20 protein-coding genes are annotated in these 25643 nt (G+C 63.8%); 5 read left to right on the top strand and 15 right to left on the bottom strand.

Going from position 1 to position 25643, the window contains the following annotated elements:
- Position 1: 1 nt before the first annotated feature.
- Entirely contained in the window at positions 2 to 1528 is a 1527-nt protein-coding gene (locus tag BM269_RS24780; RefSeq protein WP_090443715.1) for a M48 family metallopeptidase, read from the top strand.
- Here the strand turns inward: BM269_RS24780 and BM269_RS24785 are convergent.
- The 10 genes from BM269_RS24785 to wrbA are packed head-to-tail and all read right to left on the bottom strand — an operon-like array spanning position 1525 to position 13427.
- Positions 1525 to 2496 carry a thymidylate synthase gene (locus BM269_RS24785; RefSeq protein WP_090443718.1) on the bottom strand — a complete coding sequence of 324 codons (972 nt, stop codon included), beginning with the start codon at positions 2494 to 2496 and terminating at the stop codon, positions 1525 to 1527. The genes BM269_RS24780 and BM269_RS24785 overlap by 4 nt on opposite strands.
- A gap of 12 nt (positions 2497 to 2508) precedes the next feature.
- Positions 2509 to 4044, bottom strand: a complete 1536-nt coding sequence (locus BM269_RS24790; RefSeq protein WP_090443721.1) for a DEAD/DEAH box helicase — start codon at positions 4042 to 4044, stop codon at positions 2509 to 2511.
- Entirely contained in the window at positions 4041 to 5120 is a 1080-nt protein-coding gene (locus BM269_RS24795; RefSeq protein ID WP_090443725.1) for a threonine aldolase family protein, read from the bottom strand. The genes BM269_RS24790 and BM269_RS24795 overlap by 4 nt, the downstream gene beginning before the upstream one ends.
- An 8-nt stretch (positions 5121 to 5128) precedes the next feature.
- Entirely contained in the window at positions 5129 to 6946 is a 1818-nt protein-coding gene (locus tag BM269_RS24800; protein ID WP_090443855.1) for an ABC transporter transmembrane domain-containing protein, read from the bottom strand.
- Positions 6947 to 6966: 20 nt separating this feature from the next.
- Positions 6967 to 8034 (bottom strand): lipocalin-like domain-containing protein, encoded by a 1068-nt coding sequence (locus tag BM269_RS24805; protein ID WP_090443728.1) that lies wholly within the window; start codon positions 8032 to 8034, stop codon positions 6967 to 6969.
- Positions 8034 to 10589, bottom strand: coding sequence for an FtsX-like permease family protein (locus tag BM269_RS24810; protein WP_090443731.1), 2556 nt, complete (start codon positions 10587 to 10589; stop codon positions 8034 to 8036). The genes BM269_RS24805 and BM269_RS24810 overlap by 1 nt, the downstream gene beginning before the upstream one ends.
- Positions 10577 to 11002 carry a DUF4124 domain-containing protein gene (locus BM269_RS24815; protein ID WP_090443734.1) on the bottom strand — a complete coding sequence of 142 codons (426 nt, stop codon included), beginning with the start codon at positions 11000 to 11002 and terminating at the stop codon, positions 10577 to 10579. Before BM269_RS24815 ends, BM269_RS24810 begins: the two co-directional genes overlap by 13 nt.
- On the bottom strand, positions 10999 to 12411 hold the full coding sequence (locus tag BM269_RS24820) for an FAD-binding oxidoreductase (protein ID WP_090443737.1): 1413 nt from the start codon (positions 12409 to 12411) through the stop codon (positions 10999 to 11001). Before BM269_RS24820 ends, BM269_RS24815 begins: the two co-directional genes overlap by 4 nt.
- Before the next feature lie 2 nt (positions 12412 to 12413).
- Positions 12414 to 12815 (bottom strand): DUF2069 domain-containing protein, encoded by a 402-nt coding sequence (locus BM269_RS24825; RefSeq protein ID WP_090443740.1) that lies wholly within the window; start codon positions 12813 to 12815, stop codon positions 12414 to 12416.
- A 3-nt stretch (positions 12816 to 12818) separates the two neighbouring features.
- The gene (gene wrbA, locus BM269_RS24830; RefSeq protein WP_090443858.1) at positions 12819 to 13427 is read right to left on the bottom strand and encodes an NAD(P)H:quinone oxidoreductase; all 609 of its coding nucleotides are present in this window, start codon (positions 13425 to 13427) and stop codon (positions 12819 to 12821) included.
- A 53-nt stretch (positions 13428 to 13480) separates the two neighbouring features.
- Here wrbA and BM269_RS24835 point away from each other — a divergent pair, with 53 nt between their 5' ends.
- Positions 13481 to 14839, top strand: coding sequence for a YihY family inner membrane protein (locus tag BM269_RS24835; RefSeq protein ID WP_090443743.1), 1359 nt, complete (start codon positions 13481 to 13483; stop codon positions 14837 to 14839).
- A 12-nt stretch (positions 14840 to 14851) separates the two neighbouring features.
- Here BM269_RS24835 and BM269_RS24840 read toward each other — a convergent pair whose 3' ends face one another.
- The gene (locus BM269_RS24840) at positions 14852 to 15640 is read right to left on the bottom strand and encodes an alpha/beta fold hydrolase (RefSeq protein WP_090443745.1); all 789 of its coding nucleotides are present in this window, start codon (positions 15638 to 15640) and stop codon (positions 14852 to 14854) included.
- A 2-nt stretch (positions 15641 to 15642) separates the two neighbouring features.
- Positions 15643 to 16953 (bottom strand): O-acetylhomoserine aminocarboxypropyltransferase, encoded by a 1311-nt coding sequence (locus BM269_RS24845; RefSeq protein WP_090443748.1) that lies wholly within the window; start codon positions 16951 to 16953, stop codon positions 15643 to 15645.
- A 145-nt stretch (positions 16954 to 17098) separates the two neighbouring features.
- Between BM269_RS24845 and BM269_RS24850 the strand changes: the two genes are divergently transcribed.
- Positions 17099 to 17557, top strand: coding sequence for a CBS domain-containing protein (locus tag BM269_RS24850; protein WP_090443751.1), 459 nt, complete (start codon positions 17099 to 17101; stop codon positions 17555 to 17557).
- A gap of 62 nt (positions 17558 to 17619) precedes the next feature.
- On the opposite strand, the gene BM269_RS24855 is transcribed toward BM269_RS24850, so the two are convergent.
- Complete coding sequence (locus BM269_RS24855) at positions 17620 to 19881, bottom strand: GGDEF/EAL domain-containing response regulator (RefSeq protein ID WP_090443754.1); 2262 nt, start codon at positions 19879 to 19881, stop codon at positions 17620 to 17622.
- Positions 19882 to 20097: 216 nt separating this feature from the next.
- Here BM269_RS24855 and aroC point away from each other — a divergent pair, with 216 nt between their 5' ends.
- Both aroC and BM269_RS24865 read left to right on the top strand, forming a co-directional pair.
- A complete protein-coding gene (aroC, locus tag BM269_RS24860) occupies positions 20098 to 21204 on the top strand; it encodes a chorismate synthase (protein WP_090443756.1) in 1107 nt (368 codons plus the stop codon).
- Positions 21205 to 21206: 2 nt separating this feature from the next.
- A complete protein-coding gene (locus tag BM269_RS24865) occupies positions 21207 to 22349 on the top strand; it encodes an MFS transporter (RefSeq protein WP_229204791.1) in 1143 nt (380 codons plus the stop codon).
- 3 nt (positions 22350 to 22352) lie between these two features.
- Here BM269_RS24865 and BM269_RS24870 read toward each other — a convergent pair whose 3' ends face one another.
- Positions 22353 to 23831, bottom strand: coding sequence for an HDOD domain-containing protein (locus BM269_RS24870; protein WP_229204792.1), 1479 nt, complete (start codon positions 23829 to 23831; stop codon positions 22353 to 22355).
- The gene (locus tag BM269_RS24875; protein ID WP_090443759.1) at positions 23828 to 25561 is read right to left on the bottom strand and encodes a putative bifunctional diguanylate cyclase/phosphodiesterase; all 1734 of its coding nucleotides are present in this window, start codon (positions 25559 to 25561) and stop codon (positions 23828 to 23830) included. The genes BM269_RS24870 and BM269_RS24875 overlap by 4 nt, the downstream gene beginning before the upstream one ends.
- Positions 25562 to 25643 lie beyond the last annotated feature (82 nt).

Here is a 25643-nt window from a genome sequence, read left to right on the forward strand (position 1 = left end):
ATTGGAATACAAAGCGTTTGAGCACTTAGTCCGCCGACTGGAACTGGACTCGCATGCCAGCCCGGAGACTTTCCGCCGCAAGGTGCTGGCGATCAGCCTGGCCGCTTATGCAATCCTGTTTGGATTGCTGGCCGGGCTGCTTGCATTATTTGTCATGCTGGTGCATTGGGCCGTCGAGTCCCACCGTGCCTTTGCCATGTTCAAGGCTGGCCTGGCGGGCCTGTTCCTGCTGTCGCTGATCTTTGTTGTCCTGCGTGTGATGCTGATGCGCCTGGAGCCGCCGTTCGGGCGTGAACTGGTGCGCGAAGAAGCACCCAAGCTGTTCGATATTCTCGACAAGCTGTACGGCAAGCTGAAAGGCCCACGTATCGATCATGTGATGATCACGGACGAATTCAACGCGGCGATCGTCCAGCACGCCCGCTTCGGCATTTTCGGCGGCTACCGCAACTACCTGCTGGTCGGCCTGCCGTTCCTGCTCGGTTCCACGCCCAAGGAGATGTTGTCCGTGCTGGCGCATGAATACGGCCACCTGTGCGGCGACCATGGCAAGGGATCCGTGCGCATCTATCGCCAGCGCCGCCTGTTCGTCGCCATGTACCAGCACCTGGAAAGCAGCGCGGACGAAAGTATGCTCAGCGCGGCAATCATCCGCGCCCTGAAGCACTTCTTCCCTTATTACAGCGCCTACACTTTTGTGCTGTCGCGCCAGGACGAATACGAAGCCGACCAGACCGCGGTCGACATGGCCGGCCACACCGCGACATCGCATATGCTGGTACGCTCACGCTTGCTCGGCGAATGGATCGCCCGTGATTTCTGGCCGAGCATGTATGAGAATGCGGACCGGCTGGAGAAGCCGCCATTCATGCCGTTTTCTTCGATGCGCTTGGCGATCAAGGCCAATTACGACGAATGGGCCACCAAGCAGGCCCTGGATGCCGCCTGGGCCAAGGCCTCGGACCTCGACGACACCCATCCCTGCCTGCGCGAGCGGCTGGATGCCATCGACATGGCGCCGTCCCTGCCGCCTCCAGTCGATACCTCCGCGGCCGACGTCATGCTGGCGTCCAGCGTCGGCAAGCGGCTGGAATCGGAGCTCGACCAGGATTGGTGGGAAGTCAATTCCCGCGGCTGGGTCCATCGCTTCCGCCACGTGCAGAATTCGCGTGTCCGCATCGGCGAGCTGTCCGCGATAGCGCTGGCTAAATTATCGGTGCAGGACCTGATGGAGCTGGCATCCTTGAAGCTGGAATTCGAGGAAACGGTTTCCGCCAAACCGGCGCTGGTCGAGTTGATGAAGCGGGCCGGCGGGCCATATCCGCGTGCCTCGCTGATGTACGGGCGCGTGCTGGTGGCCGAAGGCGACCGCCGCGGCGTCGATCACCTGCGCGAAGCGGCGCTGAACGAGCCGCGCCTGCTGCAGGAAGCCGCGCAACGCGGCTACCAATTCCTGCTGGAGAGGGATGGCGAAGCCGTCGCCAAACGCTGGTGGGGCAGTGTCGTGCCCCAGGACGAACCGGCCTAAACCGCCATCGGCGCCGTCAGCGGCGCGTGGTGCTGGTAGCCTTCCAGCGTGAAGTCGGAAGGCTCGATCTTCTCCAGCCATTCCGGCTCGTACTTGCCGGTTTCCGCGAACGACGGCACGCGGCTGTCGATGCGCAGTTGCGGCAGCGGCAGCGGCTCGCGCTTCAACTGTTCCTGCACCATCTCCATGTGGTTCTCGTAGATGTGGGCGTCGCCGATAAAGTAGCTGAACCAGCGCGGCTGGTAGCCGGTCAGGCGCGCCACCAGGTGCAGCAGGGCGGCCCCTTCTGCGATATTGAACGGCGTGCCAAGGCCGATATCGTTGCTGCGCACATAGAGGCACAGCGAGATCTCGCGCGTGGTGGCGTTCGGGATGAACTGGTACAGCAGGTGGCAGGCCGGCAGCGCAACCTGGTCCAGCACGGCCGGGTTCCAGCCGTGGAACAGGATGCGGCGGCTCGACGGGTTGTTGACGATGGTATCGAGGCACTCGCGCAACTGGTCGATCGCCTTGTACATCAGGACTTTCTGCACGCCGTCTTCCACCAGCGGGGCTACCTGGCGGAAGCCGTTGCGTTGCGCGTCTTCGATCTGCGCGGTCGCGGCGGCCTCCAGCACCTTATACCCTGGCCATTGGCGCCATTGCACGCCGTACACCGGACCCAGGTCGTCGGTGCCGGTGCGGTGCGGGTTGGCCAGCCATTGCGCGTTCTCGTTGGCGTTCTGGTCCCACACCTTGCAGCCCAGGGCGCGGAAGTCGGCGGCGCTGCGGGAGGCGCGCAGGAAGGCGCACAGCTCGCCCACCACCGACTTGAAGGCCAGCTTCTTGGTCGTCACGGCAGGGAAGCCGTCGTTCATGTCGAAGCGCATCATCGCGCCGGGCACGCTCAGGGTGCGGATGCCGGTGCGGTTGTCCTGCCAGCTTCCTTGTTCCAGCACAGTGCTGATCAATTCTTTGTACTGCTTCATGCGATTCTCCGTTTATCGTTTGTTGCCACGGCCGCCGGGCTTGGCGGCGGCACGGCCGGCAGCGCGCGCCGCCGATTTGGCGCCGCGTGTCGCGGTCACCACGACTTTGCCGCCGGCGCCACCGGTGCCGCCGCTGCCACCATTCCCGGAGCGACCAGCGCCGCTGCCGGCGCCTGGACTTCCGGCGCGCGCGCCGTAGATTGGTCCGCGCGAGCGTTGTTTTTCTTTTGGCGGCAAGTCTTCTTTCAGTGCGCCAAATCCGCCGGCAGGGCGCGGCGTGTCATCGCGCAATTGCGCCGGCGGCTTGGCTGCCGGGCGCTGCGGTTTGGCCGCACCGCGCGCCGGCTTTGCGGCGGTAGGGCGCGTGGCAGGGGTGGCCGAGGCGGGCGGGGTGCCGGTCGAAGGCACACGGTGGTCCGCTTCGAAGCCCGCTTCTTCCCGGCGCGGCAAGACTGCGCCGGTCATCTTCTCGATGGCCCGCAGCAGCTCGACTTCGTCCGCGCAGACCAGCGAAATTGCCTCGCCCTCGGCGCCGGCACGGCCGGTACGGCCGATGCGGTGCACATAGTCTTCCGCCACCGTCGGCAGGTCGAAATTGACCACCAGCGGCAGGGCTTCGATATCGAGGCCTCGCGCCGCGACGTCGGTCGCCACCAGGATCTGCACAGCGCTCGCCTTGAAGCGCTTGAGCGCCTTGATCCGTGCCAGCTGCGGCTTGTCGCCGTGGATTGAATCTGCCGGGATGCCTTCGCCCTGCAGCAGGCCGACCAATTGCTCGACGCCCTTGCGTGTCTTGACGAAGACCAGTACCTGGCCCCAGCCTTCCTTGCGCAGCAGGTGCACGAACAGTTCCGCCTTGTTGCGTTTGTCGGTCGTGAACACCGTCTGGCGCACGGTGCGCGCCGCCGTGTTGGGCGCGCTGGCCTGCACGGTGAGCGGATCGCGCAGCAATTGCCTGGCCATGGCACGGATCGAATCGGGCATGGTGGCCGAGAAGAGCAGCGTCTGGCGCTGCGCCGGCAGCACGGCAAACAGCAAATCCAGGTCGGCCGCAAAGCCGAGGTCCAGCATGCGGTCCGCTTCGTCCAGCACCAGGGCCGTCAACTGGCCGAACTCCAGTTCACCCTTGCGATGCAGGTCCAGCAGGCGGCCGGGCGTGGCCACCAGCACATCCAGGCCCTTGCGCAGTTTAGCCAATTGCGGCTCCATCGGCACCCCGCCGTAGGCTACGGCCGAACGCAGCGGCAGGTTGAAGCCATAGGTGTGGAAGCTCTGGTAGACCTGGTCGGCCAGTTCGCGCGTAGGCACCAGCACCAGGCAGCGCACGTGGTTCGGCGCGGCCTGCTCGCCAACCATGGTCAGGCGCTGCAGCAGGGGCAGGGCGAATGCGGCGGTCTTGCCGGTGCCGGTTTGCGCGGCGCCCAGCAGGTCGCGGCCCGCCAGGATTGCCGGGATAGCTTGTTTCTGGATCGGCGTCGGTGTGTTGTAGCCAATCGATTCGAGTGTACGAAGGAGCCCGTCAATCAGGTCCAGCGAAGCAAAACTCATAGCGCGTCGCTCCATAAAGTGAGGGCTTGGCGGACTTGGTCGTCCGATAGTGTGAGCAGGTTGTCGCCGACATACCACTCGGTGTGGCTGGTGCCGGGAAGCTGCGCATGGGCGGCGCGGTTCAGCAGCCAAATGCCGTGATGCGCGGCGATTTCATTACGAATCTGCAGCAGGCGGTCGCGCTCGACCGGCACATGGATATGCAGCATATTCGCATGCGGCTGCGAAGGATTGGCGCGCAGTCGCGGGTAGTCGCGCAGGGTGTCGTACAGCCACCGCGTACGGCGCAAATAGTCAGGCATCGCCGCCAGGCGCGCATCGAACTGCATTGCAGCGGCGACCACGTAAGGCGTGCGGTGGATCACATTGCCGCCCTGGCGGCGGAACCATTCCTGGGCACGGGCGATGAAAGCGCGGCTGCCCAGCAGCATGGCGCCACCCAGGCCGCCGATGCCCTTGTACAGCGAAAGGTAGACGCTGTCGAAGCCCGCCGCCACGTCGGCCGGCGAACGGCCATAGCCGGCGGCGGCTTCCCACAGGCGGGCACCGTCCATATGCAGGTGGATGCCTTGTTGGCGGCAGTGGGCCTTGATCGCTTCCAGTTCGTCCCAGCGCGGCGACTGTCCGCCCAGTTCGCGTGCCGGCAGCTCCAGCGCTACGGCTGCCAGCCGGTCGGGCACGGCCTGCAACTCGCCAAGCGTGAACGGACGGTGCGGATCGCCCAATTGGATGGCCTGGAAATGGTCCAGCAACTGGTGGTTGCTGCGTTCGTGCCTGAAAATGTGCGCAGTCGGGTGCAGCGCCACCAGCCGGCTGCCGCGGTCCATGCAGGCCAGGCGCAGGGCGGTGACCTGGGTCATGGTGCCGGTGATGCAGAAGGCCGCAGCCTCAAAGCCCAGCAGGCCGGCGATCTTCTGCTCGAAGGACTGGATCAGCTCACCTTCGCCGTACACGTCGTGGGCAATGCCGTTGGCCTCGCACCACGTGGCCATGGCGGCAAAAGTCTGCGCCGGCGCAAGTTGGCGATGGCCCGGCAGGACGGTGTGGCAACTCTGCCGCAACTCAGCATCGGTCACGTTGCGCCTCAATGGGTGACGTGGACATGGTGGAACTGCAGCGCAGCCAGGTTGGCGTAGATCCCGCCCAGCGCCACCAGCGATTGGTGGGTGCCGGTTTCGACGATCTTGCCGTCTTCCATGACGATGATGCGGTCGGCACGCTGCACGGTCGCCAGGCGGTGGGCGATGATGACGGTGGTGCGGCCGACCATGGCAGCTTCCAGGGCGCCCTGCACCAGGCGTTCGGATTCCGCATCGAGCGCACTGGTTGCTTCGTCAAGCAGCAGCAGCGGAGGGTTCTTCAGCAGGGCGCGTGCAATCGCGATACGCTGGCGTTGGCCGCCCGAAAGGCGCACCCCGCGCTCGCCGAGGAAGGACTTGTAGCCGTGCGGCAGGCGCTCGATGAATTCGTGTGCGGCGGCCAGGCGTGCAGCCTGGATCACTTCCTGGTCGGTCGCGTCGGCGCGGCCGTAGCGGATGTTCTCCATCGCATCGGCGGAGAAGATCACCGTATCTTGCGGCACGATGCCGATGGCGCCGCGCAGGGTGTGCAGGTCCAGCAGGCGGATATCGGTGCCGTCGAGGCGGATGGCGCCCGATTGCGGATCGTAGAAACGCAGCAGCATCTGGAACAGGGTGGTCTTGCCGGCGCCGGAAGGACCGACCACGGCGATGGTCTCGCCCGGCTTGATGTCCAGCGTCACGTGGTCCAGTGCCAGCGTGTCGGGGCGCGACGGGTAATTGAACGACACTTCGGACAGGCTCAGGGCGGCGCCGTTGGCGGCGCGCGGCGCCAGGGCCTGCGGCTTTGCCGGGTTCTGGATGTCGGAACGTACCGCCAGCAATTCCAGCAGGCGCTCGGTGGCGCCCGCTGCGCGCTGGGCTTCGCCCATGACTTCGGACAGGGCGCCGATTGCACCGGCCACGATGGATGCGTACAGGATGAACTGGCCCAGGTCGCCGCCCGTCATGGTGCCTTCCAGGACAGCGTGGGCGCCCAGCCACAGCACGAACACAATGGTGCCGAACACCAGCACAATAGCCAGCATGGTCAGGAAGGCGCGCGCCTGGATGCGGCGCATGGCGGTGCTGAATGCGCCTTCGACGGAACCGCCGAAGCGCTTCGCTTCCAGGCCTTCATGGGTGAATGCCTGCACGGTCGGCATCGCGTTCAGGATTTCGCCGGCCATGGCCGAAGCATCGGCCACGCGGTCTTGCGAATCGCGCGACAGTTTGCGCACGCGGCGGCCGAAGATCACGATCGGCAGCACGGTCAGCACCAGCAGGCCGATGATGATGGAGGACAGCTTGGGGCTGGTGACGAACAGCATCACCAGGCCGCCGAGGAACAGCAGCACGTTACGCAAGGCCATCGAAATACTGGTGCCCACCACGCTCTGGATCAGGGTGGTGTCGGTGGTCAGGCGCGACAACACTTCGCCGGTCTTGGTGGTTTCGAAGAATTCCGGGCTTTGCTGCACCACGTGCGAATACACCGCATTGCGGATATCGGCAGTCACGCGCTCACCGAGCCAGGACACGCTGTAAAAGCGCGCCGCGGTTGCCAGCGCCAGCACCGTGGCGACCGTGAACAGGGCCAGGAACACCTGGTTGACGTGGGCCGCGCTGCGCACGCCGGCGTCGGTGCCGAAGCCCAGGTCGATCATCTGCTTGAAGGCGTATGGAATCGCCAGCGTGGAGGCCGCGGCGACCACCAGCGCGATGCCGGCAATGACGAAGCGGTTGCGGTAAGGCTTGAGGAAGGGCAGCAGGCCCCTGAGGGCGGCCAGGCTGCCCTTCGTGAGTTCTCGGGCTTCTGGCTGACCGTTGTTGGTGGTGCTCATTGCGTATTCTACGTTCTTGTTCAAAGTTTCATCGGACGGACATAGCCCGTCAACTCCAGGTAGCCGCGTCCCGCCGGCCTGCCGTTGCGCGCGACAGTCACCGCGCCTTCCCAATACACCGCGCCGGTCGAGCGGCGCGAATCGAGCTCCTGGTCCTGCTGCAAAGGACTGACCTGCCATTGTTCAGGGCCGGTGGAAATCAGGGTGGCGACGGGATACTCGGCTTGGGTGCGCGGTGATTTCCATCGCACCTGCGGGGTAAAACTGACCTGGTCCTGCGAATAGTGCGTGATCTTACCGGATGCATCGCGCCATGTCGCGTGGCCCCACAGTTTACCACCTTGGCGGTCCCTTATCTGGAATGCCATCAGTGCGCCGCCGTCGCTCAAATTGAGGCCGGCCCAGTCCCAGCCCGCGGCAGCCGGATCGAGTACCTGGCTTGACCATTCGTGATCGAGCCAGGTGACGCCCTGCACGGCCTGCGGCGCGCCGTTGCGGCGGGTCAGGGTACCGCTGGTGCGCAGCTGGGGCTTGCTATAGTAATAACTCGCCTGCTCGGGGTTGCGGCCTTTGCGAGAGAAACCGGCGTCGCCTTGCAGCAGCACTGGCTGGGTAGGCTGCAACTTCAGCGCCAGCGCGAATTCGGCGGCGTCGATGTCGATATGATAAGTGCCGTCTTCGGCGCGCAGCATGTGCCAGCCATCCAGTTGTACGTTGGTATCCTGCGTGGAGGCGCTCGCCAGGCCGAAGCCGGCGCGCGCGGTACGCTGGTCGTGCAGCAGTTTGCCCTGCGCCGTATCGGAAAGTGCGACGTGGGCGACAATGATGTCCTTCGGCGCGAACTGGCTGGGATTGTCGCGGCCATGGCCGGTGCTGCTGCGGAAGAACGTGACCTGGTAGCCGAGCTGGCGCCCGTCGCTGGTGTCCAGCCAACCGGTGGCGTACCACCATTCGGTCTTGAAGCCGGGGTGGGCGCCGAAGTCGCGCGGAAACTCGAGCCGGACGCCGGGCGTCACCGGCGTGAAGTCTGCGGCCTGCAGCGGCAGGCCGCTTGCCAGCGCGAGCAGGAGGCAAAGCAGGGCGCGCATCACCAATCCTCCCTGACGGCGCGGATCGGGCTGCCGGACAAGGCTTGCCGGCCCGCGATGAGCGCAGTAGCCGCCGAAGACAGCAAGAGTGCCAGCGCAACGGTGGCCAGCAGCGGCCAAGGGTAGTGCATTTGCATCGTCCAGTGGAAGGATTGCGGGTTGATGACGTGGACCAGCACCAGGCTGATGACCCAGCCGAGTGCGAAGCCGGCCAGGATGCCGAGGCTGGTCAGTGCGGCGCCTTCCAGCGCCAGGATGCCAAGCACCTGGCCGCGCGTGACGCCGACGTGGCGCAGCATGCCGAATTCGCGCGCCCTGGCCAGGGTCTGGGCCGAGAAGGTGGCGGCGACGCCGAACAGGCCGATGACGATGGCGATGGCCTCCAGCAGGTAGGTGACGGCGAAACTGCGGTCGAAGATTTTCAGCGTCAGGTTGCGGATTTCGGAGGGAACGCTGGTTTCGACCAGCTCGCCGAAGGGCAGTTTGCGGATGTTTTCCTGCACCTGGGCCGCGCTGGCGTTTTTGGCGAGCCAGATGGCGGCGTCACCGGCGTCGCGGTCGCCGGTCAGGGCCATGTAGTCGGAGCGGCGCACGATCACGGCGCCACCGGCGCGGGCATAGTCGCGCCATATGCCGGCGACGCGGAATTCGCGTTGCTGGCCTTGCAGGGGCAGGCGCAGCACGGCTCCGGCCTGCAGGCTGTACAGGTCGGCCATGGCTTCCGATACCCAGGCCGGCGGCAGCGCGGCCGCTGCGGCATCCGCAGGCGAGGCGGTCGCCGCGTGCACCGAACCTTCGACCAGGACCATTGCCCGGCCTGGATCGGCGGGGTCGACGTCGCGTGCCAGGACGGCGATGTTGGCGCGGTCGGGGTCAAGCGAGACCGAGCGCACGCGCAGGAAGTCAATACGGGCGATGCCGGGGACCGCGCGCAAGGTATCCTGCTCGGCCGGCGAGAGACCGCCGGTGGCGCCGGCCGACGCGCTGCGCGCGTACACGTCGGCGGGCAGGATGCGCAGCACCCATTCGTCGACTGAGGTACGGAAGCTGGCAACCATGATTGCCATCGCCACCATCAGGCTGAAGCTTGCCAGCACGCCGCCCAGCGCGATGCCGGCCTGGCCCGATGCATTGGCCAGCCGTGCCAGGGCCAGTGCGCGCACTGGCGTGGCCCCTTGACTGCGCGCGAGGGCGGTGAACGTCATCCCGGACAACCGCGGCATCAAGGCGATGGCGCCGACCAGGAGCAGGGCGATGGAGAGGTAGCCGAAGAGCGGCAACTCGCATACCGGCGGCGCGAACGTCATGGCGCCGGCCAAAGCGAGGCAGGCAAGGCCGGGCCAGGGGCGCGCCAGCGGCCGCAACGCGGTTTCGTCGGTGCCCGCCTTGAGCGCGACGGCCGGCCGCGCCCGGGCTGCGTCGATGGCCGGCGCCAAGCCGCCAAGCAAGGCTACGCCCAGGCCGAGGGCAAAGTAGGCCAGCGCTGCGGCGGGCGCCCATTGCACGCTTGGCTGGACGCCGGCAAAGTAGCCGGCGCCAAGGTCGCCGCCAAACAGCCGCAAAACGGCGGCCGCCAGCGCATAGCCGCCAGCCACGCCCAGCACCGAACCTATGCTGCCCAACAACGCGCCTTCCAGCAGCACCTGGCGGATCAATTGGCGACGCTCCAGCCCCAGCACCCGCAGCAGCGCGAATTCACTGCGCCGCCGCAGGACCGACAGCGCCTGCGATGAGAACACCAGGAAAGCGCCGGTGAACAGCGCAACCAATGCCAACACGCTCAGGTTCACGCGATAAGCCCGGCTCAGGTTCGCGTTGCGGCTTTCCTGCTCCGCGTCGTTCGGCTGGCCGACCCGGAACCGGCCGGGAAACTCGCGTTCCAGCCCTGCCGACAATGAGCGCTCGAATGCGCCGCGATCCACGCCATCACGCAGCTTCAGGTCCACGCGCGACAATTTACCCAGGTGCTGGAATTGCCACTGGGCGGCTGCGATATCCATGACCGCGAAGCGTTGCCCGACACGCGCACGCTGCAGCGAACCTGCCACGCGGAGGACCGCCACCTTGCTGCCGGCCTGCAGGCGAAGCTCGCCGCCAGGCCGCGATTGCAGCCAGCTCATGGCCGCCGGCGACAGGAAGATCGCATCGTCAGCCAGCGTATCGTAAGGGAGATCTTCTTCCGGTGCCCCGACCAGGTCCGGCGTGATAAACCCTGCGCGGAACACGTCCAGCCCAATGACTTTCAAGGCTTGCCGCGAACCCGGCATCGAGGCATCGAATTCCAGCACCGGCGACGCCACAGCCACCTCCGCCAGGCGCGCGAGAACCGGATAGACCGCCTCGTCGAATGTTGCCTCCGTGCCGCTCACCTGGATATCGGCCTGGCCGGACAGGCTATGGACGGCAGTAGTGAATTCGTTCAGCGCCGCCGCGTTGACCAGATGGATGGCAAACCCCAACGCCACCCCGATCGCAATCGCCGCGACGGCGGTCAGCGCACGCACCGGATGCGCGCGCCACTCTCCAACCGCCAGCCAGCGCGTCAGCCGCCGCATTCCAGATGGTACATGTCGGCCGCGCGCCTGGATTTCAGCCTGGCGCGTTCCGTATTCTGAAGCGTGGCGCCGCGCGCATCTTCCTCCGCCCATTTCTGCTGCATCTGGAGCTTCTTGCATTTCTTGTTGTGGCTGGCAACGGCCCGCGCCTCGGCCAGGCTTTCGCGCTCCTCGCGGGCCTCGCGCTTGCGGCGCTGCGTGGCCATTTTTTCAGCCTCGCGTTCCTGGCGTTTCAGGTTTGCCGCCGCGGCCGGATCAGGGGCGGGAGCCGCCGGTACCTCAATTGTACTGGCGACGCCCTTCTCGCATGGCTGCTGCGAGTAGCTTACTTTTCCATCGATGGTGCACTTGTGCAGGGCTTGCGCCCCCGCAGGAAGCGCCATCGCCATCAGCAGCAAGGGCAGGAGTTTCATAGTATTTTCCCTGGATTCATGAGGCCCAAAGGATCCAATGCGGCCTTGATCGCCCGCATCAGGTTCAACTCCACCGGCGACTTGTAACGCGCCAGTTCATCACGCTTCAACGCGCCTATCCCATGTTCGGCCGAAATCGAACCGCCGAATGAAGCGACTGCGTCGTGCACCACACGGTTGACCGCCTCCTGGCTTTGCAGGAAGTCTTCATGTGCCACGCCGGCTGGCGGCGCAACGTTGAAATGCAGGTTGCCATCGCCAAGGTGGCCGAAACACACCAGCTGGCAGCCGGGGAAGGCCGACTGCAATCGCGGTTCCGTGCCGGCGATGAAATCGGCGATCGACGATACCGGCAGCGAAATATCGTGCTTGATGTTCTTGCCGTCGGCAGCTTGGGCCAGCGGAATGTGCTCCCGCAGGTCCCACAGCCCGCGCGATTGTGCGGCGGAACTGGCGACGACCGCGTCCTGCACTACGCCTTCGCCGAGGGCCGCACCCAGCGCGCGTTCGAGCAGCGCCGCCGCGTGGGTTTCCGATTCGCTGCTGGAGAGTTCCAGCAAGGCATATTGCTCATGGCCGTCGGCCAAAGGCTGCGGCAGCGCCGGGAAATGCCTGGCCACCAGCCGCAGGCAAAACGCCGACATCAGCTCAAAGCCGGTCAGGCTCGCGCCGCAATGGTCCTGCATGATCGACAGCAGGCGCAATGCCGCGGCGGGCGACTCCATTGCGGCCAGCGCCGTCACAGACGCCTTGGGCTGCGGATACAGCTTGAGCACCGCGCCGGTAATGATGCCGAGCGTGCCCTCGGCACCGATGAACAGGTCGCGCAGGTCGTAGCCGGTATTGTCCTTGCGCAGTCCGCGCAGCCCTGACCAGATCTCGCCTTGCGGCGTGACGACTTCCAGCCCCAGGCACAGTTCACGCGTATTGCCATAACGAAGTACGCCGGTGCCGCCGGCATTGGTGGACAGGTTGCCGCCAATGGTGCAGCTGCCTTCCGCCGCTAGCGAGAGAGGGAACAGGCAACCCTCCGCGGCCGCCGCCTCCTGCGCGTGCTGCAGGATCACGCCGGCATCGACCGTCATGGTGCGGTTGACCGGATCGACCTTGCGTATCTTCTGCATGCGCGCCAGCGACAGCACCACAGCGGTGCCGCTGGCATCTGGCACGCTGCCCAGCACCAGCCCGGTGTTGCCGCCTTGCGGCACGAGCGGGACCCGCGCTTCAACACATAGTTTGACGGTTGCGGCGACTTGTTCGGTATCGGAGGGCCGCAGCACAGCCAGTGCACGGCCGGTAAAGCGTCCGCGCCAATCGCGCAGGAACGGCGCCATGCCCGCCTCATCGGAAATGACGTGCGCGTCGCCCAGCAAGGCGCGGCAAGCGCCGAGGAAAGCGGAATTATCCATGATTACTTGGTCTTGCTGGTGTTGACCTTTTCCAGCAATTCGCGGGCTGCCTGCCTGGCTGCCTTCTTATATGGCTGCACGTACAGGATGGCGCACAGGAAATAGGCCACCACAATCGCCACTTCGCCCCAACCCAGCCACGGCGTCACCTTGTCGCCGTATGCGCGCACCACGCCTTCGATGAAGTAAATCAAAATCATCATCGAGGTCCACTGCAGCGTGTAGATATCGCGCTTGATCACGCCCAGCAGCGGGAATAGCAGCGGTACCGCCTTCAGCACCAGCCAGGACCCACCCGGTTTCAAGGGCGACAGCCACATTTCCCAGGCCACGCTCCAGACAATGAGCAAGGCCAGGCTGGCGATGGCGCCCCAATGGAAAAGTTTGTGCTTGGTACTGTTCATTTTTTATTGTCCCCGCAGCTTGACGGCCGCTTCGGCCAGCCGGCGGCCCATCGCGAGCGCCAGGCGTTTCTCATCATCCGTGAACGGCTTCTTGCCGTCCAGCCCCGACCAGTGGGTGGCGCCGTAAGGCGAGCCGCCGCTGGTCGTCGTCATCAGTTCCGGATGGGTATAGGGCAGGCCCATCACCATCATCCCATGGTGCAGCAAGGGCACCATCATCGTCAGCAAGGTCGACTCCTGGCCGCCATGCTGGCTGCCGGTCGAGGTGAAAACGCAGGCCGGCTTGCCGGACAGGGTGCCGGACAGCCAGTGCGCCGACGTTCCATCCCAAAAATACTTCATCGCCGCCGCCATATTGCCGAAGCGGGTCGGGGAGCCCAGCGCCAAGGCGTCGCATTCGTCCAGGTCCTGCAATTCGACATAGGGCGCGCCGTCCAGCGGTACTTCAGGTTCGGTCGCTTCCGTGACGGTGGAAACGGCCGGCACGGTACGCAGGCGGGCGTCGCAGCCCGGTACCGATTCAACACCTTGGGCAATCATTTCCGCCAGTTTGCGTACGGATCCGTGCCTTGAATAATACAAAATTAGAATTGTGAGGTTAGTTCTGTTCATCATTGATATTATATGGCCCTTTGCACGAGTTGCATGACTAATAAGCTTTACTGATGGTTTTTAAGTCCCTTTACACCAACGTGGCCCGCGCCTGCACCAAAGGCGTGGCTGAGCTGCGCGCCTTGTCCTGGACCGAGCTGCATGACCTGGTCCAGTTCGCGCGTCGCCGCTTGCGCGAAGAAAGCCTGCCCCAGGTGGCGGGCGGCCTGACGTTTACCACCGTTTTTGCGCTGGTACCAGTGCTGACGATCGCGCTGGCAATCTTTACCACTTTCCCGATGTTCAATACCTTCCGCACAGCACTGGAAGCGTATTTCATCAAGAGTGTGATGCCGAAGGCGATTTCCAGCACGATCATGGGTTACCTGACCACGTTTGCCGCAAAAGCGACGCGCCTGTCGGCGGTGGGGGCGGTGACGCTGGTGCTGACGTCCGTGGCGATGTTGAGCATGATCGAGCGCGCCTTCAACCGTATCTGGCGTGTCAAGACCGAGCGCCGGCTGGTGCGGCGGGTGCTGGTGTACTGGGCACTGATCAGCCTTGGTCCGCTGCTGATCGGCGTGTCGATCAGCTTGTCGACCCACTTGTTCGATGCCACCAGCGGCTTGGTCGGATCGGTGACCGGGCCGATTTTTTATACGCTGCTGTCGGTCCTGCTGACCACACTGTCCTTCACTTTCCTCTATATCACGGTGCCGAACCGGATGGTCGACTGGCGCGATGCGATCTGCGGCGGCGCGCTGGCAGCGGTCTCGTTCGAATTGGCCAAGCGCGGGTTTGCGGTCTTCATTACGCAAGCGCCGACCTATTCGAAAATCTATGGCGCACTGGCGGCCTTGCCATTGTTCCTGTTGTGGATCTACGTTTCCTGGCTGATTACGCTGCTGGGGGCCTTGCTGACGGCAGCGCTGCCGGTGGTGAAGTACGAGCGCTGGTGGCACGAGGCGGTGCCGGGCGGTGAATTTGTCGATGCCATGGCGGTGCTGAAAGTGCTGCATGAAGCGCGCGAGCAGGGCGATAACGCGGCCGTCAGCTCGGCCGAGATACGCGGCCGCACCCGTCTCGGTTTCGACGAGATGGATGCCTTGCTGGAGAAGATGCTGGTGCCGGGCTGGGTGGCAAAGGTGAAGATCGCGCCGCCGCCGCGCGTGCAGTTCGGCAAACGCGTCAGCGAAGGCGCGGACAATTGGGTCTTGCTGGCCAATGTCCACAAGATCACGGTGGCCGACGTCTACCGCTTGTTCGTGTTTGGCGGCATGTCGCTCAATGCCGGTGTGCTGGCCGACTCGGATGATGAAATGGATCGCCAGGCCAGCCGTGAGGCCGCAGCCCTGGCGCGCCAGGTAGAAAGCGCCGTGGAGTCAGGGCTCGGCGCCACGCTGGGCGAGCATTTCGAAGCGGCCCAGGGATAGCCCAGGGATAGTTCAGCGCAGGAAGGCCAGTAGCGCGTCCAGCACCGCGTCGGGCTGTTCGGCCATCATCTGGTGGCCGGCATCGACCGTCACGGTCCTGGCCCCCGGTAGCGCCGCCAGCAACGCCTTGCTGCTGCGCGGCGGCGTCATCATGTCCTTGCTGCCGAAGATGAACTGCACCGGGCAGCGCACACTCGCCGCTGCAGCGTCGCCGTTTGCATAACCGTTGCAGGCCGTGAAATCGGTATGGAACAGCAGGTCTTCGCCTTGCGCCGAGATGCGCTCCATCAGGCGCTTGGACATCCCGCCGACATAAAATCCCGGACCGGGGCAGGACGGCTTTTGCGCGTAAGAGCTGTGCGACCAGATATTGACCATGTCGATGGCATCGCCTTCGGCTTCCCGCGCGGCGGTGAGCAGCGCATCGGACACCTTCATCGGATAGGTGGCTCCGAGCAGCGCCAGGCGCGTGATGCGTTCCGGTGCGCGGTGGGCGGTTTCCAGTGCGATCAAGGCACCCATGCTGTGGCCAACCAAGGCCGCTTGCCCGACGCCCGCCGCGTCCAATAGCGACAGGACCCAGGCGGCCATTGCTTCCACGCTGCGCAAGGCGGTGCCACGGCTGCGGCCATGGCCCGGCAAGTCCACGGCCAGTACGCCATAGCCGTGATGCGCGAGGTAGCGCGATTGCAGCGCCCAGACCGAATGGTCGTTCTGTGCGCCGTGGAGCATGACCACCGTCGGCTGCGCCGGGTCGAACGCCTTGCCGCCGGTATAGCAGTACGAATCGCCGAACATCATGCTCAAGCCCCTTTCTGCGAGGCTTTGAGCCCGCGCGCCAAGTCTTCGAGCAGGTCGTCGGCATCCTCCAGCCCGACCGACAGCCGCATGGTGCCTTCGGCGAGCCCCGCGGCCGCCAACTGTTCGGCCGGCACGCGGAAATGCGTGGTCGAAGCAGGGTGGATTACCAGCGAACGGGCATCGCCCACGTTGGCCAGGTGCGAGAACACCTTCAAGCTGTCGACAAAGCGCTTGCCGGCTGCGCGGTCGCCCTTCAAGGTGAATGAGAGCACGGCACCGGCGCCCTTCGGCAGCAGCCTGGCTGCCAATGCGCGGTCGGGGTGGCTCTCCAGTTCGGGGTAGATGACCGATTCGACGGCCGGATTGGCGAGCAGGAATTGCGCCACCCGGCGCGTGTTGGCGACATGCCGGTCCATGCGCACGGCCAGCGTTTCCACGCCCTGCAGGATGGCAAAGGCATTGTGCGGGCTCATGGCCGCGCCGAAATCGCGCAGACCCTCGCGCCGCGCCCGCAGTGCAAACGGCGCCACGGTCGATTCTTCGGCAAATACCATGCCGTGGAAGCCGTCATAGGGCTCGCACAGCTCGGCAAAGCGCCCGCTAGCCTCGTAGGCCGCCTGCCAGTCGAAAGTGCCGCCATCGACCAGGACGCCGCCGATCGCGGTGCCGTGCCCGCACAGGAATTTGGTGGCGGAATGGAACACCAGGTCGGCGCCATGCTCGAATGGCCGCAGCAGGTAGGGCGTGGTGAAGGTCGAATCGACCATCAGCGGCAGGTGTGTCTCATGCGCGATCGCGGCCACGCTGGGGATGTCCAGCACGTCCAGGCCCGGATTGCCCAGTGTTTCGCCAAACAGCACCTTGGTGTTCGGCCGGATCGCGGCGCGCCAGGCGTCCAGGTCGCGCGGATCGACAAAGGTGGTCTCGATGCCGAAGCGCTTCAGCGTATAGCCCAGCAGGTTGTGCGAGCCGCCGTACAGCGCCCGCGACGCGACGATATGCGAGCCCGCAGCGGCAATGGTGGCCAATCCCAGGTGCATGGCCGCCTGGCCGCTGGCGGTGGCAATGCCCGCCACGCCGCCTTCCAGTGCCGCCATGCGCTCTTCCAGCACCGCATTGGTCGGGTTGGAGATGCGCGAATAGACATGGCCGGCCCGTTCCATATTGAACAGGGCGGCCGCATGGTCCGAATCGCGGAAAGCAAAGGACGACGTGAAATGGATCGGGGTTGCGCGGCTGCCGGTGGATGGATCCGGCGTGGCACCCGCGTGCAGGGCGAGGGTATCGAACCCGGGATAATTTGGCGTTGTCATGGTTGCCATGCTATCGTGTTATTTAGCTTGTGAATACTGTTGCGTTTTGATTAATCCAACTCTGGATTTTTCGCTTGGCATACGCTAAATTCGATGGTAAGGCTTACAATAAAACCATAATCACCACCGGACAGGACGGCCCAAAATGAAAGTATCTGAAATCCTCCAAGTCAAAGGGAACATCCTCTACACGATCACTCCGGACCAGCCGCTGGTCGAAGCGGCAAATACCATGGCCGAACGGGACATCGGCTCGCTGGTGGTGATGGAATACGGTGACCTGGTTGGCATGCTCACGTTCCGCGAAGTGCTGAAGGCGCTGCACGCGAACCAGGGCTCGGTCGGCGGCGGCACCGTGCGCAAGCACATGGACGATCACCCGATCACGGTAACCCCCGACACCGAAGTCAACGAAGTACGCCGCATCATGCTGGAAAAGCATGCGCGCTACCTGCCGGTGATGAACGCCAAGACCCTGCTGGGCGTGATCTCGTTCTACGACGTGGCGCGCGCCGTGCTGGAAGCGCAAAGCTTCGAGAACCGCATGCTGAAAGCCTATATCCGCGATTGGCCGGCCGAGGAAGAAGAAAAGTCGGAGAGCTGAGATAAAAAATGGGATCGAAAAAAATGGGGACGTACCCCATTTTTTTCGATCTTTTTTTTTGTTTACGCGACGCCCGCCATGGCGTCGTCGCTTAGCCACCCAACCAGGGCTTCGCCGGTCATCGGCCGCGCGAACAGGAAGCCCTGGCCCAATGGGCAGCCCAGGGTGTGTAGGATCTGGGCCTGACGCTCGTCTTCGACACCCTCCGCAATGACGGCCAAGCCCAGGTTGCGGCCCAGTTGCACGACCATTTCGGCAATGCTGCTGCCGCGCGCGGAATTGGTGATCTCGGTGACGAATGCACGGTCGATCTTCAGGCGGTCGACCTGCAGGCGCTGCAGGTAGGACAGGGAAGAGAAGCCGGTGCCGAAATCGTCAATCGCGATGGTCACGCCGGTCTGCTTGATCTGTGCCAGCATCCTGATCAGCATGTCCGGTTCTTCCATTGCCATCGATTCGGTGATTTCAAGCTCCACATACTCGGGAGGCGCGCCCGTATCGTGCAGTGCGTTGCGCAGCATTTCGAGGAAATGCGGATGGCGGAACTGCACCTGCGATACGTTGATCGACATGGTGAACTCGGTGTGGCCCGCCGCGCGCAAGGCCACCAGTTCCTGCATCGAGGTGCGCATGACCCATTCGCCCAGGTCGATGATCAGGCCCGAATATTCGGCGATGGGAATGAAACGGTCGGGCGACACGAATTTGCCGTCCGGCGTCTGCCAGCGCAGCAAGGCTTCCGCCCCCATTGGCCGGCGCGAATCCAGGTCGACTTGAGGTTGATAGACAACAAAGAGTTGGTTCTGGCTGAAACCGGTGCGCAGGGCGTGCATCATGCGCACGCGTTCTCGGATTTCCACGCCCATGCTGCGCGAGAAGTAGAAGTGGCCGGCGCGCTGCTGCGTCTTGGCGCGCTTCAGCGCGATATCGGCATCCTTCAGCGCATCGGCCCCGCTGCCGTCGTGTTCCAGCAGGCGTACCAGGCCCAGGGTGGCGGAGAGTTGCACGTCCTGGCCGTCGATGCTGAACGGCGTCGTGAACTGGCCGATGATATTGCCCGGATTGACCTGGCCGGCGTCGCCCAGCACGCAGAAAATATCGCCGCCAATGCGCGCCACGGTCAATTGCTTGCCGAGGCTATTCTGCAGGCGCGCTGCAACCGCGGACAGCAGCAGGTCGCCGAATTCGTGGCCCAGCGCATCGTTGGTTTCGGCAAAGTGGTCGAGGTCGACCAGGCAAAGGGTGGCGTCCTGCTTGGCCGGTCCGGCCAGCGTGGCGTCGAGGATCTCGATCAGGCGCGTGCGGTTCGGCAGCTTCGACAAGTTATCGTAGAAGGCCGCGGTATGCAGGTGCGACACCAGTTCCACATTGTCGAGACCCACGGCGACGTTGCTGCAGAAGACTTCCAGCAGGCTTTCTTCCAGCGGGCTCGGTGAACGCGAAACGTCCATGAAAGCGACGAAGGTGCGGCTGGCCTTGCCGGCAAAGTACAGCACGATGCTGTCGCCGCAATAGACATTGCGGCGCGCGGCCAGGCACTCTTCCATCGCCTTGTGCACGCGCGGGTCTTCGTTTGCGGTGAGCTGCGAATTGGACAGGTTCTGGTGGTTGCCGCTGGCCGCCATCACGACCAGTTCGTGGCATCCGGCATCCGGGCATTCCTGCACGCACAGCACGCCGTGCGCTTCCTGGCCCAGCAGTTCTGCGATCTGCGACAGCACGCCGGAGGCGAAATTCTGCACGCCATGCAGCGCCATCAGTTCAGTGCTGGAGTGCACGATGCGGGCCAGGCCGCGGCGGCTTTCGTTGATGTTGCGGATCTGTTCGTATGAGCGGATCGCTGCGGTCACGGTGGTGAACAGCTTGATGCGGGTCAGTTCCGACTTGGTCTTGTAATCGTTGATGTCGAAATCGCGGATGGCGTCGATCTCCGGCGCGTAGCCGGGCTGGCCGGTGCGCAGGATGATGCGCACGTCGGCAAGTTTCAGTGTTTCGCGGATATAACGCACCAGGTGCAAACCGGCGTCATCCTGCTCCATCACGACGTCAAGCAGGATCACGGCGATTTCCTGTTCGTGCTTGAGCATTTCGCGCGCCTGCGCGGCGGAATAGGCGTGCACGAATTCCAGGGGGCGGTGCTGCATGTCCAGGTTGCCGAGGGCGAACGTGGTCGTCGAATGGACGTCTTCGTCGTCATCGATAATCATCACGCGCCAGACATTGCGCTGTGCGGGGAGAGCTGGCTGAGCCGTATGCTCTTCTAAGAAAACCAGATCGTCCTGATCGTCGTGGCTGCCATCGGGCGCCGTGATCGAAGGGGGCATGTGTCGCTTCTCCAAGGGGTCTCGGTGTTCTTACAACTTAGTATATAGCGAATTATTCCTGAGAACGACCATTAAAACACTTTCATGGAAGTTAACGAATAGTGGCGTGCTAGTTTCATAAAAGTTGTAGTTTAATAAGCTACTTCCTGCGGGTTTTGCCATATCGAGTTAGAATGGGGAGTTCTTCCGCTACTATTCACCTTCTTCATCGTCATCATGTCCGGCAATTCCTTTGGCAAGCTGTTCACCGTCACCACCTTTGGCGAATCCCATGGTCCTGCAATTGGCTGCGTCATCGACGGCTGCCCGCCTGGCCTGGCACTGACCGAAGCCGACATCCAGCCCGAACTGGACCGCCGCAAGCCGGGTACTTCGCGCCATGTGACGCAGCGCCAGGAGCCGGACACGGTGCAGATCCTGTCCGGCGTCTACCAGGGCGTGACGACCGGCACGCCGATTGCGCTGTTGATCAAGAACGAAGACCAGCGCAGCAAGGACTACGGCAATATTGCCGAGAGCTTCCGCCCCGGCCACGCCGATTACACCTATTGGCATAAATACGGCGTGCGCGATCCGCGCGGCGGCGGCCGTTCGTCGGCGCGCCTGACCGCGCCGGTGGTGGGCGCCGCGGCCATTGCCAAGAAGTGGCTGAAAGAGAAATACGGCACCGAGTTCGCCGGCTGCATGAGCCAGTTGGGCGAGATTGAGGTGCCGTTCGAGAGTTTCGAACACGTGCCTTCCAACCCGTTCTTCGCTGCCACGTCCGACGCGGCCCTGATCGAGCGCATGGAAGACTATATGGACAGCCTGCGCAAGGACGGCGATTCCATTGGCGCCCGCATCGACGTGGTGGCGCGCAATGTGCCGGTCGGCCTTGGCCAGCCGATCTACGACAAGCTGGATGCGGACATCGCCTACGCCATGATGGGCATCAATGCGGTGAAAGGTGTCGAGATCGGCGCCGGCTTTGACAGCGTCGCGCAGCGCGGTTCCGAGCATGGCGATGAACTGACCCTGGAAGGCTTTGTCGGCAATAACTCCGGCGGCGTGTTGGGCGGTATTTCCACCGGCCAGGACATCACCGTGTCGATCGCCATCAAGCCGACTTCCTCGATCCGCACGCCGCGCCGTTCGATCGACAAGGAAGGCAATCCGGTGATGGTGGAAACCTTTGGCCGCCACGATCCTTGCGTCGGCATCCGCGCGACGCCGATCGCGGAAGCGATGCTGGCCCTGGTGCTGATGGATCACGCGCTGATGCATCGCGCGCAGTGCGGCGACGTCAAAGTCACCACACCCGACATCGGTAAGGCGTCGCAGTAAGCGTGCTGCCGGCCCAGGCCTTCGGATTCGCGCTTTTCCTCTTCTGTTATTACGCTTACGCCGGTACTTTTTCGACTTACGCCAGCCTGTATTTCCAGGGCAAGGGGATGTCGGTAGCGCAGATCGGCGTCCTGATGTCGCTGATCCAGGTGCTGCGGATCTTCGGCCCCAACGTCTGGGGCTATGTAGCCGACCATTCCGAACGGCGCGTCTTTGTGCTGCGCCTGACCGGTATTGCGGCGCTGGTTTCGTTCTCCGGATTCATTTTTGGTTCCACCTTCGCGCATTTCTTTGCCGCGATGGTGTTGCTCAACCTGTTCACCAGCGCGCAAGGGCCGATGTGCGAAGCGCTGATGCTGTCCGAGATGCGCGGCGACCTGACTTATTACGGGCGCATTCGCCTGTGGGGTTCGATCGGCTTCATAGTCACGGTGATGCTGGCCTCGTTCCTGATGGATTGGCAGGGGACTGGCGCCCTGGTCTGGTTCTGCGGCGCTCTGCTGGTATGCGTGCTAGGCGCCGCCTTCCGCTTGAAGGACGTGCCGCGCCTGACCCATGCCGGCAAGCCGCCCGCCTTGCTGGCGGTGCTGCGCAAGAAGGAAGTGCTGGCCTTCTTTGCGTCGACCGCCCTGATGGTGTCGGCCCACGCGGCGCTGTACACCTTCTACTCGCTTTACCTGGAAAGACAGGGCTACAGCAAGACCGTGACGGGGCTGATGTGGTCGGTGGGCGTGGTGGCGGAAGTACTGTGCTTCTATTATCAGGCTCCCTTGTTCCGGCGTTGGGGCGCGAAGCGGCTGATGTATGCCTGCTTCGCCTTCGGCGTGGTGCGTTTCGCCTTGATCGGTGCCGGTGCGCAGTCGCTGGCTTTGCTGGTGGCGGCCCAGGTGATGCATGCGGCGACTTTCGCATTGCACCACTCGGCTTCGGTGCAGACCATGCAGCGCTGGTTCAACGGTCCGTTGCAGGCGCGCGGGCAGGCCCTCTACATCAGCATCTCTTATGGGCTTGGCGGCAGTATCGGCAGCCTGGCGCTGACGCAAGTCTGGCAAAATGCGGGGCCGCAGTTCATCTTCTACGTTGCCTCGGGACTGGTGGCGGCAGGCGCCGTTGCCGCTGCACTGAGTTATCGCTGGCAGCGTTAAAGCTCAGGCGGCGCGGTTGACGATTCCGATCTGATGGCGGCGCTCCGCCGCCCGCACCACCATCGAGCGTATGTCGTTCAGCAGCGAGAATTCCGTCGGACTGAGATGGATGGCAGGGAAAGAATCGTCCCAATCGCCGTACAGGAAACCGGTCGGTTGGCCGTTGGAGCACAATGGAAAAATCACGAAGCTGCGCGCATCGCTCAGCGTATCGCGCCACCACGCCGGCAGCTTGGCCGCGAATTTCGGATCGCCCGCATTCTCGATGAAGATCACACGGTCGCTGCTCAAGGCGGCATGAAACACGTTCGGTTCGTAGGCATCGGCAAACTGCATGGCCGGCAGCTGCTCGCGCACGCCTTCGCCCAGGCACATGCGCGCCGCATATTTGTTGTCGCGGCGGTTGCGCACGAAGGCCACTGCGCGGGAGAACTGCAAGCCCTTGAACACGGTTTCCAGCGCGATCGAAACCATCTGGCCGGCACTGGCCGTGTCGAGCGAATCGCGCATATCGGCCAGGCCGCTGAGCAGGATGTTGTTGCCGGCGGCGCGCTGGCGGGTTTGCGCCAATGTCTTCGCGCGGCGTTCGGCCGGCTTGGAAAGCGGCGCAATCGACAGGTCGGTCGCTGCAATGACCTTGGCTTGTTCGATGGCCAATGCCAGCTTGTCGGTGCTGACGCCAATCATGGCCGAGTAGCGGGCGGTGACGCGCCTGACTTCCGCCGCGCCTTCTTCGCTGTCGTGCCACAGTGCGCCGGCACAAATGCAGGACATGGTCGAAACGCCTGCCACCCAGTCTTCAGCGCTGAGCGGCTCGGCCGGCAGGTCGTCGGCAGGCGGTTCCAGGGTGCGCATGCCCGACAGCAGATTTTCAGGCATGCCCCAATGCGCGGCAGCGGCACGGCCGATATCCTGCAAGCTCAGCCCCAGGACTTCGACTGCGGCGCTGTCTTCCCTGCCGTCGCCGGCGGCCTGCTGCAGCGCGGTCCAGCGCTCCGGCATGTAGAAGGTGAGCAGCATGCGGCCCAGGGTCTGCAGCATGGAGCAGACCACGGCTTCTTCTCCATGACGGTTCCCTGCAGTGGCTGAAACTTCGCGCGCGACGATGCCGGCCAGGACGGCCTTTTCCATTTCAATGTGGGCCAGGCCGGAGTCCGGCGATACCACAGACAGCTCTTCGATCAGCTTCAGGCCCAAGGCCAGATGGCCGATGGCTTCCGTACCCAGCACCAGCATGGCCTTGCTGACGGTATTGATTTGCTGGCCGAAAGCGGAATACATGCCGCTATTGGCAAGGCGCAGGACTTTCTGCGTCAGGACAGGGTCCGACAGCACGGTGCGCGCCATGTCGAACTCTTTGTCGTCCTCGCCGCGCATGGCGCCCAGGATGGCGGTAATCGCCTTGGCGAAGCCAGGCATGTCGCCTTGCTGGCGCGTGCGTTCCCACAACGCGGCCAGGGTCTGTTCGCGCAATTCGCTCATTGGACCACCTGCCGCGGTTCTTCGGTCATCAGCGATGCGTAAGTGCGCTCTTTCAGCGCAGCCATGGCGGTGTGCGCCGCCATTGGCCGGCCGGTCAGGAAGCCTTGCACGTATTGGCAGCCGCGCCGTGCGACATAGTGCATCTGCTCTTCGGTCTCCACGCCTTCCGCCACGACGGACAAGTCCAGGTGCTTGGCCAAATCCAGCACCGCATTGCAGATCGCGCCATCCTTTTCCGAACCGGGCAGGTCGCGGATGAAGGTGCGGTCGATCTTCAGCACGGAAATCGGGAAGCGTTTCAAGTAGGACAAGGAGGAATAGCCGGTGCCGAAGTCGTCGATCGCGATGCGGGCTTGGCGTTCAGTCATTCTGGCAAGGATCGTCCCGGCGTGCGCAGGATCGATCATCAGTGTGCCTTCGGTAATTTCCAACACCAGTTGGTCGCCTGGCAGGCCAGAGAAGGCCAACGCGTCGTCGAGTACATCGAGGAATTTGTCGTTGCGGAATTGTCGCGGGCTGATGTTCACAGAGATGTAGAGCGGCCGTTTTGCCACTTCCTGGAACTGCTTCAGCTGCACGCAAGCCGATTTCAGCGCCCATGCGCCGAGCAGGTTGATCAGGCCATTGGTTTCCGCGATCGGAATGAAGCGGGCCGGCGGGACCATGCCGAGGGCAGGGTGCTTCCATCGCATCAGCGTTTCGAAGCCTTCGATCTCGCGCGTGCCGGAGTTGACGATAGGCTGGTAATACAACAGGAATTCGCCTTCGCGCACCGCCTGGAACATGGCCGCTTCGAGCGAAATATCATGCTCCGGCGGGCCGCTCTGGCGCTGGCTGTAGACCACGCAGCGCGCCTTGCCGGTTTCCTTGGCGCGCGACATGGCTGCATCGGCCAGGGCGACCAGGCGCACCTCGTCTTCCGCGTGCTCGGGATAGACCGACACGCCGAGCGAAGCGCTGACATAGATCGTGTGCTGCTCCACCTCGAACGGCGACTGCAATGTGGCGAGCAGGCGGCCGGTGACCAGCTTGATTTGCGCCTCGTTATAAGTGCCCGGCAGCACGGCGACGAATTCATCGCCGCCAACGCGCGCCAGGGTATCGCTATCACGGAGGGTTTTGCACAGGCGCGCCGCGGCCATTTTCAGCACCGCATCGCCGACCGGATGGCCCAGGCCATCGTTTACTTTCTTGAAGCTGTCGAGGCCAATGGTCGCCACCGCAAAACCCTGGCCGGAGCGGCGGGCCTGGGCGATGGTCAGTCGCAGGCGATCCGACAACAGCAGGCGGTTTGGCAGCCCGGTCAGGCCGTCGTGGGTAGCCATGTGGCGCAAGCGTTCTTCGGTCCCGTGCTGGGCCGTCATGTCGCGGCCAACCACCAGCAATTCGAAAGACTTGCTATCGGTGGCGTAGCTGCTGATACGCAGTTCGAAGCGGATGTCCTGCTCGGGGGTTTTGAAGCGGACTTCGGCGCGGTGCGGGCCGCGCGCCTGAGTGGAGTCGGAAAGGGCAGACCTCAGTGCCGCATGATCCAGTTCACAGATCAATGCGAGGAGGGGCTGGCCTTCCAGTTCCTGTCCATTGCGCAGCAAATTTGCAGCACGCTGGCTGGCGAAGAGAATGTGACCCATCAGATTCAGCCTGAACACCACATCGCCCGCTTCTTCCAGCAGGAGGTTTGCCGCGTGATGCGATGTTGGTAAGGGCACTGTTGGGGAGCTGGAAAGCATTGTTGCGCTCGATTCTTTCTCTTCAGGTCGTAGCCAGAGAGAAATGTATCACTGAAACCTCATGTTTCACATGAAAAACAGC

This window comes from Duganella sp. CF458 (genome assembly GCF_900113115.1).
Lineage (GTDB): Bacteria > Pseudomonadota > Gammaproteobacteria > Burkholderiales > Burkholderiaceae_D > Rugamonas.

What these genes read in the sequence shown, in the direction of transcription:
- BM269_RS24845 (WP_090443748.1), bottom strand. Translation starts at nt 16,953, where the DNA reads ATGACAACGCCAAATTATCCCGGGTTCGATACCCTCGCCCTGCACGCG.
- BM269_RS24785 (WP_090443718.1), bottom strand. Translation starts at nt 2,496, where the DNA reads ATGAAGCAGTACAAAGAATTGATCAGCACTGTGCTGGAACAAGGAAGC.
- BM269_RS24800 (WP_090443855.1), bottom strand. Translation starts at nt 6,946, where the DNA reads ATGAGCACCACCAACAACGGTCAGCCAGAAGCCCGAGAACTCACGAAG.
- BM269_RS24875 (WP_090443759.1), bottom strand. Translation starts at nt 25,561, where the DNA reads ATGCTTTCCAGCTCCCCAACAGTGCCCTTACCAACATCGCATCACGCG.
- BM269_RS24825 (WP_090443740.1), bottom strand. Translation starts at nt 12,815, where the DNA reads ATGAACAGTACCAAGCACAAACTTTTCCATTGGGGCGCCATCGCCAGC.
- wrbA (WP_090443858.1), bottom strand. Translation starts at nt 13,427, where the DNA reads ATGAACAGAACTAACCTCACAATTCTAATTTTGTATTATTCAAGGCAC.
- aroC (WP_090443756.1), top strand. Translation starts at nt 20,098, where the DNA reads ATGTCCGGCAATTCCTTTGGCAAGCTGTTCACCGTCACCACCTTTGGC.
- BM269_RS24805 (WP_090443728.1), bottom strand. Translation starts at nt 8,034, where the DNA reads ATGCGCGCCCTGCTTTGCCTCCTGCTCGCGCTGGCAAGCGGCCTGCCG.
- BM269_RS24835 (WP_090443743.1), top strand. Translation starts at nt 13,481, where the DNA reads ATGGTTTTTAAGTCCCTTTACACCAACGTGGCCCGCGCCTGCACCAAA.
- BM269_RS24850 (WP_090443751.1), top strand. Translation starts at nt 17,099, where the DNA reads ATGAAAGTATCTGAAATCCTCCAAGTCAAAGGGAACATCCTCTACACG.
- BM269_RS24840 (WP_090443745.1), bottom strand. Translation starts at nt 15,640, where the DNA reads ATGATGTTCGGCGATTCGTACTGCTATACCGGCGGCAAGGCGTTCGAC.
- BM269_RS24820 (WP_090443737.1), bottom strand. Translation starts at nt 12,411, where the DNA reads ATGGATAATTCCGCTTTCCTCGGCGCTTGCCGCGCCTTGCTGGGCGAC.
- BM269_RS24870 (WP_229204792.1), bottom strand. Translation starts at nt 23,831, where the DNA reads ATGAGCGAATTGCGCGAACAGACCCTGGCCGCGTTGTGGGAACGCACG.
- BM269_RS24855 (WP_090443754.1), bottom strand. Translation starts at nt 19,881, where the DNA reads ATGCCCCCTTCGATCACGGCGCCCGATGGCAGCCACGACGATCAGGAC.
- BM269_RS24815 (WP_090443734.1), bottom strand. Translation starts at nt 11,002, where the DNA reads ATGAAACTCCTGCCCTTGCTGCTGATGGCGATGGCGCTTCCTGCGGGG.
- BM269_RS24810 (WP_090443731.1), bottom strand. Translation starts at nt 10,589, where the DNA reads ATGCGGCGGCTGACGCGCTGGCTGGCGGTTGGAGAGTGGCGCGCGCAT.
- BM269_RS24790 (WP_090443721.1), bottom strand. Translation starts at nt 4,044, where the DNA reads ATGAGTTTTGCTTCGCTGGACCTGATTGACGGGCTCCTTCGTACACTC.